Source organism: Hahella sp. CR1 (assembly GCF_029813005.1).
Taxonomy (GTDB): domain Bacteria; phylum Pseudomonadota; class Gammaproteobacteria; order Pseudomonadales; family Oleiphilaceae; genus Hahella.
The window spans coordinates 260,091-279,947 of the sequence record NZ_JAPELK010000004.1; the positions used below are offsets into that span (position 1 = coordinate 260,091).

Sequence of the window (19,857 nt, forward strand, 5' to 3'; positions counted from 1 at the left end):
ATCATTTCATTTAACTTCAATCTGTTGTGAGGACTGGATTATTGGCGAATGGAATGTTGCAAGGTGTGTTTTAAACAACTTATGCGCCGCCTCTTTGGCGCTCGTTCCTTTATATAGCGAACGCGAGACCCTTCAATGATAAAAATTCAGAATCTGGAAAAGAAATACGGCGATATTCAGGCCGTATCCGGCATTTCTTTTGATGTTGCTCCTGGCGAAGTTTTAGGCTTTTTAGGTCCTAACGGAGCTGGCAAAACCACCACCATGCGTATGATCACCGGTTATGTGCAGCCCAGCGGCGGTTCCGTCAGCGTGATGGGGATTGATGTGGCGCAGGCGCCGCAACAGGCGCAAAAGATCATGGGCTATCTGCCGGAAGGCGCGCCTTTATATGGCGAGATGACGGTGGCGGCCTTTCTGGGTTTCGTCGGACGGGTGCGCGGATTGCGCGGGGCGCAATTGAAGCAGCGCATGGAGCAGGTGGTCGCCCAGGTTTCCCTTCAGCATGTCATGCAACAACCGATTGAAACGCTGTCCAAGGGCTTCAAGCGTCGCGTCGGACTGGCGCAGGCGCTGATTCATGATCCGCAGGTGCTGATTCTGGACGAGCCCACGGATGGACTGGACCCCAACCAGAAGCACGAAGTGCGCAAACTGATTCAGAATCTATCCAAAGACAAGATCGTGGTGATCTCCACACATATATTGGAAGAGGTCGATGCGCTGTGCTCTCGCGTGGTGATCATTTCCAAGGGCCGTATCGTCGCCAACAGCACGCCGGCCGAACTGGCCACGCAGTCCCGTTTCCACAAGGCGATATTCCTGCGCTTCTCCCAGGCCTATGAGGCGCTGCCGTCCCTGGAGGCGTTGCCGGAAGTAGGTGACGTAGAGCAGGTGGACGATGCGAGTTACCTTCTTTTCGCGGCCCCGGATAAAGCGCCGTTGCATGCCGTGAACCAGCTTATTCACTCCCGCAACTGGGACGTGGAGGAGCTTCACGTAGAACGCGGCAGACTGGATGACGTATTCCGTCGCTTGACCATGGAGGCGGCATGAACGGCGTAGGCATTGTTTTCAAACGTGAGCTGCTGAGTTACGTTTCGACCTCATTGGCGTACTTGTTTACTGTCATCTTCCTGGTGCTCAGCGGCATATTCACCTTTTACCTGGGACATTTTTTTGAACGCGGACAGGCGGATCTGGAAGCGTTTTTCAACTATATTCCTTGGCTGTTCGTGGTGCTGGTGCCGGCGTTGACCATGCGCTTATGGGCGGAGGAACGCAGCACGGGCACCATTGAATTGCTGCTGACCTTGCCTGTGCCGCCCTTCGTGTGGGTGCTGGGTAAATTCATGGCGGCCTGGGTATATCTGGCCGGCGCGCTGGCGCTGACCACCCCTTTCTGGTTTACCGTCAACTATCTGGGAGACCCGGATAATGGCGCTATTCTGGCCGGCTATATCGGCAGCTGGTTTATGGCGGGCGGCTTTCTGGCTTTAGGCTCGATGTTCTCCGCCGCCACTAAAAATCAGGTGATCGCCTTCATTCTTACGCTGGTGGTGTGTTTCCTGTTGGTGGCTTCCGGCTTCCCCATGGTGCAGGATTTCTTCTCCGCCTGGGCGCCGAATGGCGTATTGGACCTAGTGGCGGACCTCAGTTTCTTCCGTCATTTCGAAGCCATATCCCGAGGCGTCATTGATCTGCGCGACGTGCTCTATTTCGGCTCGATTATTGTGCTGGGCGTCTGGGCGACGGCGCATCTGGTCAAGCGTACGGCATCAAACTAAGGAGACGTCATGAAGCGAGCGGGTTTTGTCGTAATCGTTGTGATCGCCGCCCTGGCGCTGTTCAATCTGGCGGTGCAGCGGGGCATGAGCGGGTTCCGCTGGGACCTTACTGAAAACAGTCTTTACACGTTGTCTGACGGCGCGCGCTCCATTCTGGGCGGGTTGTCCAAAGACATCGAATTGACAGTGTACTACTCCGAAGGCGCCTCCAAGGATCTGCCAGCGTTGCGCGCTTATGCGCGTCGGGTGCAGGAGCTGCTGGAAGAATTCGAGCAACTCAGCGGTGGCAAAATCACCCTGAAGAAAGTCGATCCGGTTCCCTTCTCGGAAGAAGAAGATGAAGCCACCGCCGCTGGCCTGCAGGCGATTCCCGTCGGCGTGGCGGGCGATAATGTCTTTTTCGGACTGGTGGGTAAGGCCGGCGACAAAGAAGAAATCATTGCATTCTTCCAGCCTAACAAAGAGCAGTTTCTTGAGTATGAACTGAGCAAACTGATCTACAACCTGGATCGCGCGCAACCGCCGGTTGTCGGCGTCATTTCCAGTCTGCAGATCAACGGCGGCTTCGATATGTACCAGCAATCCCAGCAACCGGCCTGGATTGTCATGCAACAGATTGAAGACCTGTTTGACGTGCGCTGGCTGCCGGAGGACTTCGACGCAGTCGATGAGGATGTGGACGTTCTCATGATCGTGCACCCCAAAGACTTGTCCCAGCAGGCGCAGCTGGCCATCGATCAATTTGTGTTGAAGGGCGGTCGCGCTTTGGTGTTCGTCGATCCCAATGCGGAGCAGGATCAACCCGGCATGCCGATGATGGCGGCGAATATGCCTCGTCGCAGTCAGCTGGATTCATTACTGAAAGCCTGGGGCGTCAATTTGAAAGAAAACGCGGTGCTGGCTGACTTTAAAAACAGCATGGTGGTCGGCGTTGGTCAGGCGCGTACGCCGGTGCGTCACTTGGCGTTATTGGGCCTGGCTGAAGACAGCATGACCCGGAGCGACATTATGCTGGCGGGGCTGGAGAGCATTAATGTCTCTACGCCAGGGATACTGGAGAAAGTCGAAGGCGCGACCACCAGCTTCAAGCCTTTGCTGACTTCCAGCGACGAGTCTGCGCCTATTGAAGAAAGCGCGTTCGCCAATATGCAGAACCCTGAGTCGCTATTCGAAAAATTCAAAGCCACTGGCGAACAGTACGCCATGGCCGCGCGGGTGGAAGGGCCTGCCAAGACGGCATTTCCTGACGGTATCGACGTTACTGAAGAAGTAAAAGACGAAGCGGCGCAGGATGATCCGGCGAAAGACGCCGCTGAGGGTGAAGGCGCCGCCCCTGCCGAGCCGAAAACTGTGACCCGGCATGTCGCTCCAGGCGTTACCCAAAGCGATAACATTAATGTGGTCGTCATCGCTGACACGGACATCCTGACGGACCGTCTCTGGGTGCAGGTGCAGGAATTTTTTGGGCAGCGCATCGCCAGCCCCTGGGCGAACAATGGCGACCTGGTGGTGAATGCGCTGGATTATTTGGCCGGCAACCCCAGTTTGATCAATATCCGCTCACGGGGACGTTTTACCCGTCCGTTTGAGAAAGTGGATGAGCTACGCCGTACTGCGGAGGAGAAGTTCGCGGATCAACAGAGGGAACTGCAGGATCGTCTCTCGGAAACGGAAGAACAACTGGCGGAGTTGCAACAGGCGCGGCAGGGCGGCGACGAAGCCGGTAGCGGCGTATTGTTGACGCCGGAACAGGAAAAGGCGCTGCAGGACTTCCAGGAGGAGAAACTGCGTATTCGCAAAGCGCTGCGGGATGTGCAACATAACCTGGATCGAGATATCGATGATCTCGGACGGCAGTTGAAGCTGGTTAATATCCTGATGGCGCCGCTGGCGTTGACGGTTCTCGCGTTGATCGTGATGTTGTGGCGCAGACGCGGCGTCAAAAAAAGCGTTTAATAAAATATCGGAAGTCGAAGGAGACAGTCGGTGGCGGTTTCGTTTAGTTATCATCCTGCGCTGGTGAGCGGTCTGGAAAGCGGCGCCCGTCGTCATATTTATTTTCACGAAGACAAGCTATTGCTGCCCGCGCCGGATGCTCAGCCCTGGGATGCGGAAGAAGTCGATAACCCGGAAGGCCCGGTGTTTCTGTTGGGAGAAGTCGACGGCGTCAGCTGCAGTGTCGGCAGTCTCAAGGAGACGCCGGCTGGATGGACGGAAGTGGGCTTGCGGGATTACCTGCTTGGCTGCGCGGACATTGAAGACTTTCGGGTGATTAACGCCGCCTCACAGTTGCTCTACTGGCTGCGCACCCAGAATTTCTGCAGTCGCTGCGGGGAACGCCTGAGCTTCAACGAAAAAGACCGTGGCCTGCGCTGTCACGGTTGCGGCTACATTTCCTATCCTAAGGTGTCTCCCTGCGTCATCGTGGTGGTGCACCGTGGCGATGAAATTCTGCTGGCGCGGTCTCACCGCTCTTTCAGCAAACTGCCTACGTTCAGTTGTCTGGCGGGTTTCATTGAGGCGGGAGAGAGTGCGGAAGAGGCGGTGGTCAGAGAAGTGATGGAGGAGTCGGGGGTATTGGTGTCCGATATCGAGTACGTCACCTCCCAGGCCTGGCCATTTCCTCATCAGCTGATGCTGGGGTATCACGCCCGTTATGTGTCCGGCGATCTCAATATCGACACGACGGAATTGAAAGAAGCCGCCTGGTTCAAAGTTGATCAATTGCCTGCGGTTTCGCCGATGAAAACCATTGCCGGTCGCCTGATCGACGCCTATGTGGCCAAGTTCCGGTGATCGCCTGAGATGACGGCGAACGCGCATGAGACGACAGGAGCAATCGCGCCGGCGTTGATTATCGACTCCGGCAGCGGCGGCCTTTCCATCTGGGGGCATATTCGTCGCCACACGCCCTGGTTGCCCACCCTGTATCTCGCTGACTTCGGCTTTTATCCCTATGGCGATAAAAGCGAACAGGAGATAGAAACCCGCGTGCGTCATATTGTGGAGCAGATCAGTGAACGCTATCCCGCACAGTTGATTGTCGTCGCTTGTAATACCGCCAGCACGGTCGTGTTGGATCATTTGCGCGCCCGTTTCGAGCAGCCTGTGGTGGGCGTGGTGCCGGCGATCAAGACGGCGGCGACGCACACTAAGAAGCAGGTCATCGGCTTGCTGGCGACCCAGGGAACCGTACGCCGTGCGTATACCGACGAACTGATTCGGGACTTCGCCAGCCATTGCCAGGTCATTAAAGTCGGTGCGCCGGACTTGGTGCAGTGGGGGGAAGACTGGGTTCGCGGACATAGTCCGGACATGACGCGACTGCGCGCAGTCATCCAGCCGTTTCTGGATGCGGAGGCGGATCAGGTAGTGCTTGGCTGCACTCACTTTCCTTTGTTGAAGCCGTTTCTTTGCCAATTGGCGCCGGACATCAACTGGGTGGACTCCGGTGAGGCCATTGCGCGCCGGGTCGCTTACCTTCTTCAGGGGCAACAGAGCGATGATGGAGCAGGGATGAGAGGCGTAGAATCGACGAGCCATCGGGCGTTTTATTCCGGCGCTAAACGGGATGCCGATTGGGAACGGGGCGCGGCAGCGTTAGGCTTTTCTTCCGCAGAACAGATTGTGTTGTAAAAGATTGGCTGAGTAAGGACGACGCGATCCATGCGTCAACGAAGCGAAGTCGATTGGGCTTAAAACAGCCGGGTCAATTTGAACATGCAGAAAAACTCCAACAACGGCGTCGCCTTGTGGTGGCAGCAATAAGTTTTCTCCACCACTCCGCGAAAGCGGGTTTTAGTGAACTCCAGCCCTTTGAAGTTATAGAGAAAGTTGCCTTTGGCGTAGACGAGTCGCAGCATCTTCTTCAGTAATTTGGCTTCCTGAACCTCGTCATCCGCAGATAGCATCAACGGGATCAAGCCCAAATCCAGATAAGGAACGCCTTCCTGTTTAAACACGTCCATGGCGTGGGCCATGATGGTGTAAAAAAGTCCCTGTTTGAAATTCGCGCTGGCGCGGGAAATGTTGGGCACGTAGCTGATGATCTCATTCTTGTAATAGATGGGATCGAAATAGATAAAGCCCACTGCCTCGCCGTTTTGATACGCATAAAAATGGCGTTCATTTTCCTTGTAGCCCATCTCCATCGGGCGGATCAGAAAGCGGATTTCATTACTCTTGCACTTGCGGGTCTTGATCCAGGCTTCGGAAATCTCCCGGGTATGATCGTCGCTGAAGCTTTCCCTTACTGTGACGCCTTGTTTTTCCGCCTGGTTCAGCGCCGTGCGCAGCACCTGTTTCTTTTTGCCGCTCAGGCTCCAGTCTTTCAACGCAATGCGCGATTCGGAGCCAAACTGAGTGCCATACATACCGAAGCGACGATGCAGAATATCCACTACCGTCTTGGTCACCTGAACGTGATTGGCGTGGGGATAACGATTGTGGAAACGGGTCAGCATCAGCTCGAAGTTGTGCGGCGCGCAGACCGGATCGGACAACACGAATATCCGTCCCCACTTGCGCATGTAGGCGATGTAGCCCACGCCGCGGATATCGAAATACTGCATATCCGGTTGCAGAGTGGAGAACGCCTGCGAGTGGGAACCAAACTCTTTGAGGTAATTAACGCGTTCAGAGAAAGTAAAGTTGCCTGCGCCTAACTCGCCGAGCGAGTCCAGCGCTATCGCCTGGTTGCTCATTTCCTGACTCCTTCGTTGTTATTTTGTATTTTTCCGGCGTTGGGGTTTGTAACCCTTACAACCGGGTCAGGCTTGTTTGCGTCCGAGTACGGACCAGTAACAATTCATGTTCAGGAGCTTGAAGAACTTTTTGCTGCGGATATCCAGCCCTTGTCTCTCCATATACTCGGGATAGTTGTAGATGTTGTGCATGGCGTTATTCGCCATCAGCCAGAACAAAGACACCGCGACATACCAGTAGGCCTGTTTGAATACGCGGGATACGATATTACCGGTAGGAAAGGCGAAGTCTCCGACCACAATTGCGGCGCCCGGTTTGGCCAGTTCAATCAGATGACGCAACACTTCTTCCATCATGCTCTCACTGAATACATTGAGGAAAAAGTTGGCGACCACCATGTCGTAGTGCTCCACCTCGTTAAATTTGAAAATGTCGCTGTGGACCTGACGGATTTTCAGGTGCTGCTTGCCGGATGCAGTCAGGCCATCCTGAAACTTGCTGAGCATGGTGGCGGACAGGTCAACGACCGTGACATCCGCGCCCAGCTCAGCGGCGTGGATAGCGTCTTTGCCATGACCGACACCCGCGAACAGGATCTTGTCGCCAGGTTTTACATTGTCTGGCGTGACCATGCCGATTTTGCATTGATGGATGGATTTGCCGCTGTACAGCGCGCTGAGGAAGTCGTAGACCGGACCGATGAGACGATATTTATCCCTGGCGTTCTTTACGCCAACTGCGTTGGTGGTCATGTTGTGTTTCGCCCTTGTTAGTTATTGTTATGGGGGAATACTAAATTAACTTATCGTAACAAGACTGTGCGTCAGGCCTCACTTTTACCTTGCTCGATTTAACGAAATGAGGGCGAAAACCATAAAAATTCAAATGGTTAATTTGGATTGTAAGACAATGTTAACGAGGGTTGTGCGCAAGTTCACATGCATCTAAGTGGGTGCGACTTTTGGCGTATTGCATTTAAGAGTAAGTGCTCTAATTAACTTGTTTAATATTTACCGGCAAGGGCTTAACATAGCCACGCCCGTGTTGGTTTGAAGGCGCAGATGAAGGTCAGCGGCTTGGGAGTCGAACCAGCGGTGCGAACAATCCTATTTGCAGATGATTGAGTCAGGGAATGATGCAGTCTTTTGTTTCCGATGTCGTCGACTCGAGGAAGCGGTTTTCACTGACGACGGTCTCTGCGCATATGTCCGCCAACCGAACAGCCCAGACGGTAAGTTTTAAGCATGGATATGCAGAACCTTCTCCCGATTGTGCAGCAGGAGCCGGTGCAGTTTTCCTCTCAGGGAGATGAGCTGGTCGGCCGCTTATTCCTGCCCGCCAGGGAAGGGCGCTTTCCTGCGGCGATCATTTGTCACGGCGCCTTTGGCTACAAAGAACATTTTTATGAACTGGCTGAAGCGCTTGCGCATCGCGGCGTAGCGGCCTTGGCCCTGGATATGCGCGGGCATGGCGAGTCGGCGGGTCCCCGCTTTCATGTGAGCATGCAGGCATGGCGGGCTGATGTCGTCGCAGCGCTGGAATACCTCCAGTCGCGCCGAGAAATAGAATCTCACCGAATTGGTGCGTTGGGCTTTTCTTCCGGCGGTACGGCTGTATTGGAAGCGGCGGCGCAGGGCGTGTCTCTGCGCGCCTTGGTGACATTGAGCGCCACCGTGCGTAACGTGTTGAATTGGTGGCAGTGGCCGTTTTTTAAAACCGCCAATCTGGTTGGATCATTCAAGCGTCGCTTGGGGTTTGGCGATCTCAGGCTGCCGCTCGCCTTTGCGCTGAAGTCGGTTCCCGCTGCGGTGGACCCGCGCATCAATGACGCCGTCGTCGGCGACCCCTATTTGGTGCAGGCATACTCAGGTTTACCTGTTCCCGGCGCCATTGAATGCTTCATCGTTGACACATTTCGGCGCACAAAGAATGTACAGTGCCCCGTTTGTGTGATTCATGGCGCGGAAGACCGCGTTGATCCGCCCGCCAGCGCCAAGCTTTTATATGACAGTCTGCGGGGAACCAAAGCGCTGCATATTGTCGCTGATAGCGGTCATGTAGGACATATGGACAAGAAGAAAGCGGAGATTATCCGACTGGCTTGTGATTGGTTCGCCGATCGATTGTAAAACAATCAGTGACCAAGTTGTAAAGGTGGTCAGATTTTTGCTGTGAGATATATCACGGGGTACGCTGCGGGGCTCCTTCGTTAGGGAAATTGCGGAGACAGTCACACATACAGATGTAACCTAATGTAAATATCATTATCAAAAGACTCGCATAAGCTAGGACGCCAAGCGGCAATGTGTTTAAGGAGAGAGAGGTCTAAGCGAATATGAAGCAATCACTTACGTTAACTGCTTTTGCAAATAAGAATGTACTGATCACGGGGACAACGGGATTTGTCGGTAAGGTGGTATTGGAGAAGCTGCTGCGCAGCGTTCCGACAGTCGGGAAGATTTATTTGCTGATAAGGGGGAATTCAAAGAACCCTACAGCGCGAAAGCGGTTCCAGAATGAGATCGCGACCTCATCTATTTTCGATACGCTCAAAGCATCGCAGGGAAGTCGTTTCGACGAGTTGTGTGAAACGCGCATCCACTGTGTGACCGGCGAGGTGACGGAGCCTCTGTTTGGTTTGTCGGAGAAGGATTTTACCGATCTGGCGGCGGACATCGACATCATTATCAATTCAGCCGCCAGCGTTAACTTCCGTGAAGCGCTGGATCAGGCTCTCACCATTAACACCCTGTGCCTTAAAAATATCATAGAACTGTCGCGGCGCGCGGCGGACTGCCCTGTCGTACAGGTATCTACCTGCTACGTCAACGGCTTCAATCAGGGCGTGATGGAAGAGGATATCGTCAGTCCGGCGGGAGAGCGCATTGAGCGTTCAGAGCGGGGCTATTATGAAGTGGAGCCGCTGATTGCGCGTTTGCTGCAGGACGTGGAGCAGGTTTCCGCCGCCGCGGCGGATGACCATAGCAGGGAAAAAGACCTGATCGACCTGGGCATCAAAGAAGCCAATAAATACGGCTGGAATGACACTTACACCTTCACTAAATGGATGGGCGAGCAGTTACTGATGAAGGAGCTGCATGGCAAAACCCTCACCATCCTGCGTCCTTCTATCGTTGAAAGTACGCTGCAGGGGCCGGTGCCTGGCTGGATTGAAGGCGTCAAGGTGGCGGACGCGATCATTCTTGCTTACGCCAGAGAAAAGGTGTCTTTGTTTCCCGGCAAGAAGAATGCGGTTATTGATATCATTCCGGCGGACCTTGTGGCCAACAGCATCATACTCAGCGCTACGGAAGCGTTGTTGGACTCCGGCGCGCACCGCATTTACCAGTGCTGCAGCAGTGAGGCTAACCCGATCAAGATCCGTGAGGTGATTGGTCATGTGCAGCAAGAGGCGGAACATAATTACCAGGCCCATGACAAACTGTTTTACCGTAAGCCGAAGAAGCCCTTTGTGATGATTCCAGGGACTGTGTTTCATGCCTTGATGGCGATCAGCTTCCACATGCTGAAATGGAGTTCGCGTCTGCAAGGCTTGTTCGGGCGTAAAGCGTCCGGGCGCAAGCTGAGCAACATGGAAACCACCATGAAACTGTCCAAGGTGTTTTCTTTCTATACCTCTCCCAACTATACCTTCAGCAACCGTCGCCTGCAGGAGCTGTCCACCCGTCTCGGCGAGTACGACCAGAGCGAATTCCCGGTGAACGCCGGGATGTATGACTGGGCGCACTACCTGCGGGAAGTCCATGTGGCGGGGCTGAATAAATACGCATTGCGGCCGAAAGTGGTGAAGATGAATCCGCCCGCCGCGAAACCCCGCAGCCGCGCTGCGTAAAGACGGGCTGCGCGTAAATCGAAATCGATGCGTAGAGCGTCATCGAAAGGGGGAGGCGACTCCCCCGAGATATGGCTGAAATATCGTTGAGTCCGACCGGCTATCTTCTGATCTTTTCCCGCCTGCTGTCTTAAATCATTGCTTAATACTTAGGTCGTAACGGCATCAATCTATTGAATGCCTTTGCTTTTGGCTGTTTATCACAAGCCGATATACCAAGGTCTAATACAGAGGGATGATTCGCGGGAGTAGAAAAAAGAAGGCTTCAGGCCTCAACACATACTGCTTCAACAATAATAAAAGAAGAGAGTGCAAGACTATGAGTGCGTCTACTATCTATCCGTCCAAAGCGGAAATCATCCAACATTCCTTTCTCGACGAACAGAAATACCAGGACCTTTATCGCCAGTCGATTACGGAGCCGGAAAAGTTCTGGGCCGAACATGCGCAGCGTCTGGACTGGTTCAAGCCTTTCAGTAAGGTCAAAGATACCTCCTTTCAAGCGCCGGACGTGCATATACGCTGGTTTGAAGACGGCTATCTGAATGTTTCCCATAACTGCCTTGACCGTCACCTGGAGCAGCGCGGCGACCAGACGGCGATTATCTGGCAGGGAGACGATCCCAACGAGCACAAGCATATCAGCTATCGAGAATTGCATGCGGCGGTGTGCCGGTTCGCTAATGTACTGAAAGCCCAGGGCGTCGCTAAAGGCGACGTGGTGACCTTATACATGCCCATGATCCCGGAAACCGCGGTGGCCATGCTGGCCTGCACCCGTATCGGCGCGGTGCATTCTGTGGTATTTGGCGGCTTTTCTCCGGAAGCGTTGGCGAGTCGTATATTGAATGGCCGCTCTAAACTGGTGATTACGGCGGACGAAGGGTTACGCGGGGGTAAAACTATTCCGCTTAAAGCCAATGTGGACGCAGCGCTGGCGCGTCCTGATCTGGATATGGTGGAAAAGGTCATTGTGGTCAAACGCACTGGCGCCGATGTGGCGTGGCGGGAAGGTCGCGATCTGTGTTACCAAGAGGTCATGGCGCAAGCGTCTGACGATTGCCCGGCGGAAGTGATGAATGCGGAAGATCCTCTGTTTATTCTCTACACCTCCGGCTCGACCGGCGCGCCCAAAGGAGTGTTGCACACCACGGGCGGCTATCTGACCTATGTATCGTTGTCTCACCAGTATGTCTTTAACTACCGGGAAGGCGATGTTTTCTGGTGCACCGCGGACTTTGGCTGGATCACCGGCCACAGCTACGTGTTATACGGACCGTTGAGCAATGGCGCAACGACTCTGGTTTACGAGGGCGTGCCGAACTATCCGGACCTGTCCCGCTTCTGGCGGATTGTCGAGCAACATAAAGTGAACCTGTTCTACACCGCGCCGACGGCGATACGCGCCATCATGGCGGCGGGAGATGAGTTGGCCCAGGCGGCGGATCGCAGCTCTTTGCGGGTGATGGGAAGCTGCGGAGAGCCTATCAATCCAGAAGCCTGGGAGTGGTTCTATCGGGTGGTGGGGGACTCCCGTTGTCCGATCATGGATACCTGGTGGCAGACCGAAACCGGCGGCATCATGATCACGCCTATCGCCGGGGTGAACGATCTTAAACCCGGCTCCGCGACGCGGCCCTTTTTTGGCGTACAGCCAGCGCTGGTGGATAACGAAGGCAATGAGATCTCAGGAGCGGGCGAGGGCAACCTGATCATCAAAGACAGCTGGCCGGCGCAAATGCGCACCGTCTATGGCGATCACGACCGCTTTGTGAAGACCTATTTCTCTACTTTTAACGACGCCTATTTCACCGGAGATGGTGCGCGCAGGGATGAAGACGGGTACTATTGGATAACCGGCAGAGTGGATGACGTTATCAACGTGTCCGGGCACCGGATGGGAACCGCGGAAGTGGAGAGTGCGTTGGTTTCTCACCCCAAAGTGGCGGAGGCGGCCGTAGTCGGATATCCGCACGCCATCAAGGGGCAGGGCATATATGTATACATAACGCTTAATGTAAGCGAAGCGCCAACTGACGCCCTGAAGGAAGAGTTGCGACAGTGGGTGAGAAAAGAAATCGGTCCTGTGGCGTCGCCTGACGTTATACAGTGGGCGCCGGGATTACCGAAAACCCGATCTGGAAAGATCATGCGGCGCATTCTGCGTAAGATCGCCGCGGATGAGCATGACAACCTGGGCGACGTATCGACCCTGGCCGATCCGTCCGTCGTTGACGAGCTGATCGCCAATCGGGTCGGAGCGCCATAGCGTCGTGTCTTCCTGATGATATCGGCGTTGACGTTATCCCTGTTGCAGGACTATGAAAAGCACATAGATCAGAAATTCTTAACTGAGCAATGAAAGAGGGGGCTCATGTTAATGTCGCAACAGATAATCATCGCCGATGATCATCCGCTGTTTCGCGCCGCGCTCAAGCAAGCGGTCACTCAGGCGGTGCGGTTTGTGGACGTGGTGGAGGTGGAATCCATCGCAACCCTGCAGGATGCGGTGGTGGCCAATCCGGATGCGGATCTGGTTCTGCTTGATTTGAATATGCCGGGCGCTCATGGCTTTTCCGGGTTAGTGTTCATGCGTGGACAATATCCGGGACTGCCCGTGGTGATCGTCTCCGGCAGCGAAGAGTTGCAGGTGATTCGCCGCGCTATCGATTACGGCGCCTCCGGCTTTATTCCCAAGTCAGCGCCTTTGGACGAGATTTCCCAGGCGATCCAGGCGGTACTGAATGGCGAAGTCTGGTTGCCGGCGGATGTCGCCGCCAAGATCGATTCCGTCAAGGCGGAGCACTCGGACTTCTCTGAACGTCTGGCTACGCTGACGCCGCAGCAGTTCCGTGTGTTGGGAATGCTGACGGAAGGTATGCTGAACAAACAGATCGCCTATGATTTGGATGTATCGGAAGCCACCGTCAAAGCGCATATCACTGCTTTGTTCCGCAAACTGGGCGTGCGTAACCGTACTCAGGCGGTCATCGCAGTGCAGCAGATGGAAGTGGAGCAGCAGCAACAGGCCGCTCACTCCGGTTAATGCAATTGCCAGTGCGGGTTTGAGTCGAGTCTCAGGCCCGCGCCAGCATCTTGTTGATCATCGCTCTCAACGCGGCCGGCTTCACCGGCTTGTGCAGAATCTGATACCCCCTGTCTTTCGCATCCTGCTTCACTTCATCGGTATTCAGCGCCGTAATTAACACGCCCGGCCGCCGCGTCGGCATGGTTTCCTGCAGCATATCCATGGTATCCAGCCCGTTCTCGCCATCGTCCAACTGATAGTCCGCCAAAAGAATATCCGGTGCCTGTTCGGCGCATAGCGTCTTGGCGGCTTCGGGAGCGCGCGCCGTGCGCACGGTGCATCCCCAGCCCTCCAGTAATGCGCGCATGCCGTCCAGGATCACCTGTTCGTTATCAATGCAGAGAATGTTGACGCCTTTCAGGCTTCCCAGTGCGCGGGGCGTCTTGGCCGCGTCGGCGGGTTTGTCGACAGGTTTGACGCCGAGTGGGATAGTGACGGCGAACTTGCTGCCCTGTCCCACCCAGGACTGGACTTCCACCGGATAATTCAGCATGCGGCAGATACGATCGACGATCGCCAGACCCAGGCCCAGGCCTTTCTTTTCCGTCTGTCCGTGATTCAGCCGTTTGAACTCCTCAAAGATAGACTCCAGCTGGTCTTTCGGAATACCAGGACCGGTATCCCAGACTTCAATCCGCACATGATCCTTGAGGCGGCGACAACCCAGGACGATGCGTCCCTGACGGGTGTAGCGGATCGCGTTGGTCAAGAAGTTCTGAATCACCCGGCGCAGCAACTGGTGGTCGGAATAGACATAACAATTGCTGGGCAGCGTGCGCATAGTCAGGCCGTTCTCCGCCGCAATAACGGTAAATTCAGTATTCAGGTGGCGCAGCAGTTCGTTGATGTTGAACGTGGTGAAGTGCGGCTCCAGTGCGCCTGCGTCCAGTTTGCTGATGTCGAGCAAGGTGCTGAGAATCTCTTCCGCAGCGTTGAGAGAGCTGTCGATATGGCTCACCAACTCACTGTATTCCTCGTTGTTTTTCACTTTATTGGAGAGTGCGGAAGAGAACAGGCGCGCGGCGTTGAGCGGCTGCAGCAAGTCGTGGCTCGCTGACGCCAGGAAGCGGGTTTTACTCAGGTTGGCGTTTTCCGCCACGGATTTCGCTTTCACCAGCTGTTTGTTCAGCTTGGACAGTTCCTCAGTGCGCTCTTTGACGCGTTGCTCCAGGTAGGTGTTGGTTTCTTTTAACGCTAGCTCGGTGCGGCGCATGCCGGTGATGTCGGAGAAGGTGGTGACGAAGCCGCCATCCGGCATGGGGCTGCCCTGGATCAAAATGACCGTGCCGTCTGGACGCGTACGCTCGTACTCATGAGGGCGGCCTTCCGCCATCATTTGCAGACGCCGTTCAACTATTTTCTGCGCTCGCCGAGCGGGTACGTGGTTCATTAACAGGTTATAGCGCAGCAGGTCCGCCACAGGGCGGCCGACGCGCATGAAGCCTTTTGGGTAGTTAAAGATCTCTACATAGCGGCTGTTCCAGGCCACCAGATTGAGCGACTTGTCCGCCACGGATACGCCCAGATTCATGTTCTCGATGGCGGCTTGTAACAACTCCCGGTTGAACTTGATGACCTGTGACGCCTCATCGACGATGCTTACTACGTCTTCAATCTGCATCTCCTGTCCCTTGAGGGCGGAGTTCAGCACCACCCGTGCGGTGGAGGAGCCGATGGCGCTCGCCAGATGCTTTTCGATGTGTTTGATCAGCTCCACGCTGGCGGGTTTGGAGGGGTAGAGTTTGACCCGGTTGCGACGAGAAAAGTCGCGTAACGCTTCCCGCGTGCGTTCCTCGCCAAGAAAGCGTTCAGACAAGGCGCCAATATCTTCGATGGTGGCCTCGCTCAACCAGGTAGTGGGGCTGGCGCCGGCGTCCTGTGCGCTGTCGAAAAACGAAGCCACCTGAATTTTCTCTATGACTCGTTGCGTGGTCGCCAGAGAGACAGTGATATAAAGGAGCAGATTGACGCCCACGCTCCAGAGCGCGCCATGAGTAATGGTATCCATGCCGTCGAGGCCGAACAGCGCGGTGGGACGGGTCCACTCCATGCTGAACAGGCCGGTGTTGATTAGGGCGGAATCGATCTGGTTGACGCTGATCAGCGAGGGGATCAACAGGGTGTAGATCCAGGTGGCGAAGCCGAAAATCAGGCCCACAATGGCGCCCTGGCGGTTGCCGTGTCGCCAGACAATCCCGCCAATCAATGCGGGAGCGAACTGCGCTACCGCAACGAAAGACAGCAAGCCGATAGACGCCAGAGAGAAGTGGCTGCCCATCATGCGGTAATAGCCGAAAGCCGCTAGCAGGGTGACCAAAATCGTGGCGCGGCGAATGTTCAGCAGCCAGAAATGCACATTCTTTTTGCGCGACAGGTCCAGCGCCTGTATTCGTAGCAGCAACGGCACGATGATTTCGTTGCAGAACATGGTGCTGAGCGTGACGGTGGACACAATCACCATACTTGTGGCGGCGGAGCCACCGCCGATGAACGACAGCACCGCCAACCATTCATGACCCGCAACCACGGGTAAGCTGAGCACAAAGATATCTGGGTCGACGGTGCCGTTGGGATAGGTCAGGATGCCCGCCGCCGCGATGGGGATGACAAACAGTATCAGGAAAAACAGATACAGCGGCAGCGCCCAGCGCGCAGTGTAGATATCGCGAGGCTCATAGTTCTCTACAACCGTAACGTGAAACTGGCGCGGCAAACAGATAATCGCGAACGCCGCCAGTAACGTCTGCACTAGAAAGTTACTCGGTGAGATGGCTCCGAAGCTGAAAGCGCCGTCCTGTTTTGACTGCTCAAGTCGCTGAACAAGGTCGTCCAGGCCGTCGAACATCACAAAACACACCAGAATGCCCACGGCGATAAAGGCGATAAACTTGATAATGGATTCAAAAGCGATCGCTTGAATCATTCCCCGGTGATGCTCTGTCGCATCGATATGTCGGGTGCCGAACAGAATCGTGAACAGCCCCATCACTCCGGCTATATATAAAGCAGTGTCCTGAAACAGCGGCAGCGCTTCGCGGTTGGGTTGCAAGGCTCCTTCAGTGAGCACGTTGTATCCCGTGGATACGGCTTTAAGTTGCAGTGCGATGTAGGGGAGGATGCCAACGATGGCGATGATGCTGACCATGACGGCCAGAGTCTGCGACTTGCCATAGCGCGTGGCGATGAAGTCGGCGATGGAAGTGGTGTTGTGGCGTTTGCTGATGCGAATAATGCGAGATAACAGCGGCGCCCCAAAAATTAATACCAGCATGGGGCCGACGTAGATGGGAAGATAGCCAAGCCCCGTCGCCGCTGCTGATCCCACCGCGCCAAAGAATGTCCAGGAAGTGCAATAAACCGCCAAGGAAAGACTATACACCGCCACCCGGGTGCGTTCGTTCACATACATGCGCGGGCTCTGATCTCCCACATAGGCGATGGCGAACAGCAAGCCGATATAAGCAATGGAAACCGTAAAAAGCAAAAAACCGTTAATCATCAGCGGACTTATCTTGGTTGCGGGAATTTAATAGCGCGAGTTTCAATGATAAGCGGGCAAGGGGGATATTTCTAAGTTTTCCTTTCCTTTGTTCTTCTATTTGCATATTGAAATATATTGCGCCGCTTCGTTATTCGTGTAGTTATTTTGATTATGCGCAAGGGTATTTATTTCGGTTTATACCTATGTCTAATTGCGTAGACTTTGGTCGGAAATGTCTTTGACCTTTATACGTAACATCCTGAAATTTATAGGCAAAAATACTTATACCAAGGTCTAGATTTTCTCGCGCGGCGGCAGTGTTATCTTGATTACACCGATAAAAATAACAACGCGGAGGAGTCGGTATGTCGAGTGAAAAAGCTTCGGCCAAGGCCGCTTATTGGCGCGCCAACCTGAAACTACTGTTTACACTATTGACGATTTGGTTCGTCGTCTCCTATGGCTGCGGCATCCTCTTCGTGGATGCTCTGGACACTATCAAAATTGGTGGTTTCCCCTTAGGTTTCTGGTTCGCCCAGCAGGGCTCCATCTACACCTTTGTTGTACTGATATTTGTGTATGTCTGGCGTATGAACAAGCTGGACCGCAAACATGACGTACACGAAGAATAAACGTAGTAGGAGGCCTATATGGATACCCAGGTTCTAGTATATATAATCGTCGGCGCGACCTTTGCTCTCTATATCGGGATAGCAATCTGGTCAAGAGCCGGTTCTACCAGTGAGTATTATGTCGCAAGCAAAGGCGTGCACCCGATTGCGAACGGCATGGCCACTGGCGCCGACTGGATGTCGGCGGCGTCGTTTATCTCCATGGCGGGGATTATTTCGTTTGTTGGTCGCGACGGCTCGGTCTATCTGATGGGATGGACCGGTGGTTACGTGCTGCTGGCGATGTGTCTCGCGCCCTATTTGCGCAAGTTCGGCAAGTTCACCGTGCCTGAGTTCGTGGGAGAGCGTTACTACTCTCAAGCGGCGAGGATGGTGGCGGTCGTCTGCGTTATCTTTATCTCCTTTACTTATGTCGCAGGGCAGATGCGCGGCGTAGGCATTGTGTTCTCCCGTTATCTCGAAGTGGATATCAACCTTGGCGTCATGATCGGCATGGGCATCGTGTTTATCTATGCAGTGCTCGGAGGCATGAAAGGCATCACCTACACCCAGGTGGCGCAATACTGCGTCATGATTCTTGCGTATATGATCCCGGCCATCTTCATTTCCATACTGGTGACTGGCAACCCCATTCCTCAGATTGGATTCGGAGATACTGTGCAGGGAACGGACACTTATTTGCTGGATAAGCTGAACCAGATTTCGATTGATCTCGGGTTTGCGGAATATACCAGCGGGTCCAAGTCCACTATCGATACGTTCGCAATCACCCTGGCTTTGATGGTGGGAACAGCGGGGCTTCCGCACGTTATCGTGCGTTTCTTCACTGTGCCTAAAGTCAGCGATGCGCGCTTGTCTGCAGGTTGGGCGTTGTTGTTCATCGCCATTCTGTACACCACTGCGCCTGCAGTTGCTTCTTTCGCCCGATTGAATCTGGTGCAAACCGTTAACAATGCGGAATATCAGCAGCTGCCTGGGTGGTTCCAGAACTGGGAAAATGCCGGATTGCTGGCGTGGCAGGATAAAAACGGCGACGGCAAGATTCAGTATTCCGCCGGAGCGGCGTTCGCAGGTAAGCCTGACTTCGCCAGCGATCAGCGCGGCGCCAGTGGCGAGCGTGTGCTGACCAATGCTCCGACAGAAGGCGCGAATGAGCTTTATGTCGACCGTGACATCATGGTGCTGGCCAACCCTGAAATTGCGCAATTGCCTGGTTGGGTAGTAGCGCTGATTGCAGCGGGCGGCTTGGCTGCGGCGTTGTCCACTGCGGCGGGTCTGTTGCTGGTTATATCCACTTCAATCTCCCACGACTTGTTGAAGAGTAACCTGATGCCGAATATTTCGGAGAAGCAGGAACTGTTGGCGGCGCGTATCGCGGCGGCGGCGGCCATTGCTGTTGCAGGCTATTTCGGCATTAATCCGCCGGGATTTGTCGCTCAGGTAGTGGCGTTCGCCTTCGGTTTGGCGGCGGCGTCCTTCTTCCCAGCGATCATTATGGGAATCTTCTACAAGCGCATGAACAAAGAGGGCGCGATTGCGGGTATGCTGACAGGTCTGATATTCACCTTCAGCTACATCGTCTACTTCAAGTTCGTAAATCCTGCGGCGAATACGCCGGAGCACTGGTGGTTCGGTATTTCACCAGAAGGCATCGGCACTTTGGGTATGGTCTTCAACTTCGTCGTATCTACGGTGGTTGCGAAGATGACGGCGGAACCGCCCGCACATATTCAGGATCTGGTGGAGGATATTCGCGTGCCCAGAGGCGCTGTGGCGCCAGTGGCTGGTCACTGATTGGCAAGTTAATTAAGCAATAAAAAAGCGCCTTCGGGCGCTTTTTTATTGGGCAAAGTCTGCTGACTTAAAAGTACGGCTTAGCGTAGCTGAATCTTACCGCCGCCGGGCATGCCGCCCATGCCTTCCTGGCCAGGAACAACGATGGATGAGGCGGCTTGTCTGCGCATCTCTTTGAGTTCCTCGATGGTCTGGTGCATCGCTTTGTTTGCTGCTTCGGAGAACATTTTTACGGCGTGTTCCAGGGAGTCCGCTTCCAGCTCGAAGTTCAGAGGCAGGGCGCCGGCTGGAGTCATCATTTGGGTTTGTCCGTAGTACAGTACTTTGCGCGACTCATCTTTGGCGCCGTTGGCGTCAACTGGCGTCAGGCGTCTGATAGCGCCGATTTTCTGATCTGTGATCACTTCTTCCAGATACAGATTATTGACGTCCATAGTCATCTCGGGGGATTGAGATTCATTCATTTTGTCTTGTCCCGAATTGGTTGGTTTTGAATATTAACTTTATTAGATGGCGGC

Annotated in this window: 15 protein-coding genes; 11 read left to right on the plus strand and 4 right to left on the minus strand. The window is 54.5% G+C overall.

Annotated elements, in window-relative coordinates; genetic code table 11:
* The first annotated feature begins 135 nt into the window (after nt 1-135).
* The 5 genes from ONV78_RS11820 to murI are packed head-to-tail and all read left to right on the plus strand — an operon-like array spanning nt 136 to nt 5,423.
* Nucleotides 136-1,056: an ATP-binding cassette domain-containing protein gene (locus tag ONV78_RS11820; protein WP_279503291.1), complete on the plus strand. Its 921-nt coding sequence runs from the start codon at nt 136-138 to the stop codon at nt 1,054-1,056.
* Nucleotides 1,053-1,787, plus strand: a complete 735-nt coding sequence (locus tag ONV78_RS11825) for an ABC transporter permease (protein WP_216734875.1) — start codon at nt 1,053-1,055, stop codon at nt 1,785-1,787. Before ONV78_RS11820 ends, ONV78_RS11825 begins: the two co-directional genes overlap by 4 nt.
* 9 nt (nt 1,788-1,796) lie before the next feature.
* Entirely contained in the window at nt 1,797-3,743 is a 1,947-nt protein-coding gene (locus ONV78_RS11830) for a Gldg family protein (protein WP_279503294.1), read from the plus strand.
* A 30-nt stretch (nt 3,744-3,773) separates the two neighbouring features.
* Nucleotides 3,774-4,583, plus strand: a complete 810-nt coding sequence (nudC, locus tag ONV78_RS11835; RefSeq protein WP_279503295.1) for an NAD(+) diphosphatase — start codon at nt 3,774-3,776, stop codon at nt 4,581-4,583.
* A gap of 9 nt (nt 4,584-4,592) precedes the next feature.
* Nucleotides 4,593-5,423: a glutamate racemase gene (murI, locus tag ONV78_RS11840; protein ID WP_279503296.1), complete on the plus strand. Its 831-nt coding sequence runs from the start codon at nt 4,593-4,595 to the stop codon at nt 5,421-5,423.
* 59 nt (nt 5,424-5,482) lie between these two features.
* Here the strand turns inward: murI and ONV78_RS11845 are convergent, their stop codons facing one another.
* Entirely contained in the window at nt 5,483-6,490 is a 1,008-nt protein-coding gene (locus ONV78_RS11845) for a DUF2156 domain-containing protein (RefSeq protein WP_279503298.1), read from the minus strand.
* A gap of 66 nt (nt 6,491-6,556) precedes the next feature.
* Nucleotides 6,557-7,243, minus strand: coding sequence for a class I SAM-dependent methyltransferase (locus ONV78_RS11850; RefSeq protein ID WP_279503300.1), 687 nt, complete (start codon nt 7,241-7,243; stop codon nt 6,557-6,559).
* Nucleotides 7,244-7,741: 498 nt separating this feature from the next.
* Between ONV78_RS11850 and ONV78_RS11855 the strand changes: the two genes are divergently transcribed.
* The 4 genes from ONV78_RS11855 to ONV78_RS11870 all read left to right on the plus strand — a co-directional run bounded on the left by ONV78_RS11855 (nt 7,742) and on the right by ONV78_RS11870 (nt 13,390).
* Entirely contained in the window at nt 7,742-8,620 is an 879-nt protein-coding gene (locus ONV78_RS11855; RefSeq protein WP_279503301.1) for an alpha/beta fold hydrolase, read from the plus strand.
* Between the two features lie 206 nt (nt 8,621-8,826).
* Nucleotides 8,827-10,344 carry a fatty acyl-CoA reductase gene (locus tag ONV78_RS11860; RefSeq protein WP_279503302.1) on the plus strand — a complete coding sequence of 506 codons (1,518 nt, stop codon included), beginning with the start codon at nt 8,827-8,829 and terminating at the stop codon, nt 10,342-10,344.
* Between the two features lie 319 nt (nt 10,345-10,663).
* Complete coding sequence (gene acs / locus ONV78_RS11865) at nt 10,664-12,613, plus strand: acetate--CoA ligase (RefSeq protein ID WP_279503304.1); 1,950 nt, start codon at nt 10,664-10,666, stop codon at nt 12,611-12,613.
* A 105-nt stretch (nt 12,614-12,718) separates the two neighbouring features.
* A complete protein-coding gene (locus tag ONV78_RS11870; RefSeq protein ID WP_216734866.1) occupies nt 12,719-13,390 on the plus strand; it encodes a response regulator transcription factor in 672 nt (223 codons plus the stop codon).
* Between the two features lie 31 nt (nt 13,391-13,421).
* On the opposite strand, the gene ONV78_RS11875 is transcribed toward ONV78_RS11870, so the two are convergent.
* A complete protein-coding gene (locus ONV78_RS11875; protein ID WP_279503306.1) occupies nt 13,422-16,931 on the minus strand; it encodes a NahK/ErcS family hybrid sensor histidine kinase/response regulator in 3,510 nt (1,169 codons plus the stop codon).
* 347 nt (nt 16,932-17,278) lie between these two features.
* Between ONV78_RS11875 and ONV78_RS11880 the strand changes: the two genes are divergently transcribed.
* Entirely contained in the window at nt 17,279-17,545 is a 267-nt protein-coding gene (locus ONV78_RS11880; protein ID WP_127969193.1) for a DUF4212 domain-containing protein, read from the plus strand.
* Between the two features lie 18 nt (nt 17,546-17,563).
* On the plus strand, nt 17,564-19,339 hold the full coding sequence (locus ONV78_RS11885; RefSeq protein ID WP_279503309.1) for a cation acetate symporter: 1,776 nt from the start codon (nt 17,564-17,566) through the stop codon (nt 19,337-19,339).
* Nucleotides 19,340-19,419: 80 nt separating this feature from the next.
* On the opposite strand, the gene ONV78_RS11890 is transcribed toward ONV78_RS11885, so the two are convergent.
* Nucleotides 19,420-19,803 carry a hypothetical protein gene (locus tag ONV78_RS11890; protein WP_216734863.1) on the minus strand — a complete coding sequence of 128 codons (384 nt, stop codon included), beginning with the start codon at nt 19,801-19,803 and terminating at the stop codon, nt 19,420-19,422.
* Between the last annotated feature and the right edge of the window lie 54 nt (nt 19,804-19,857).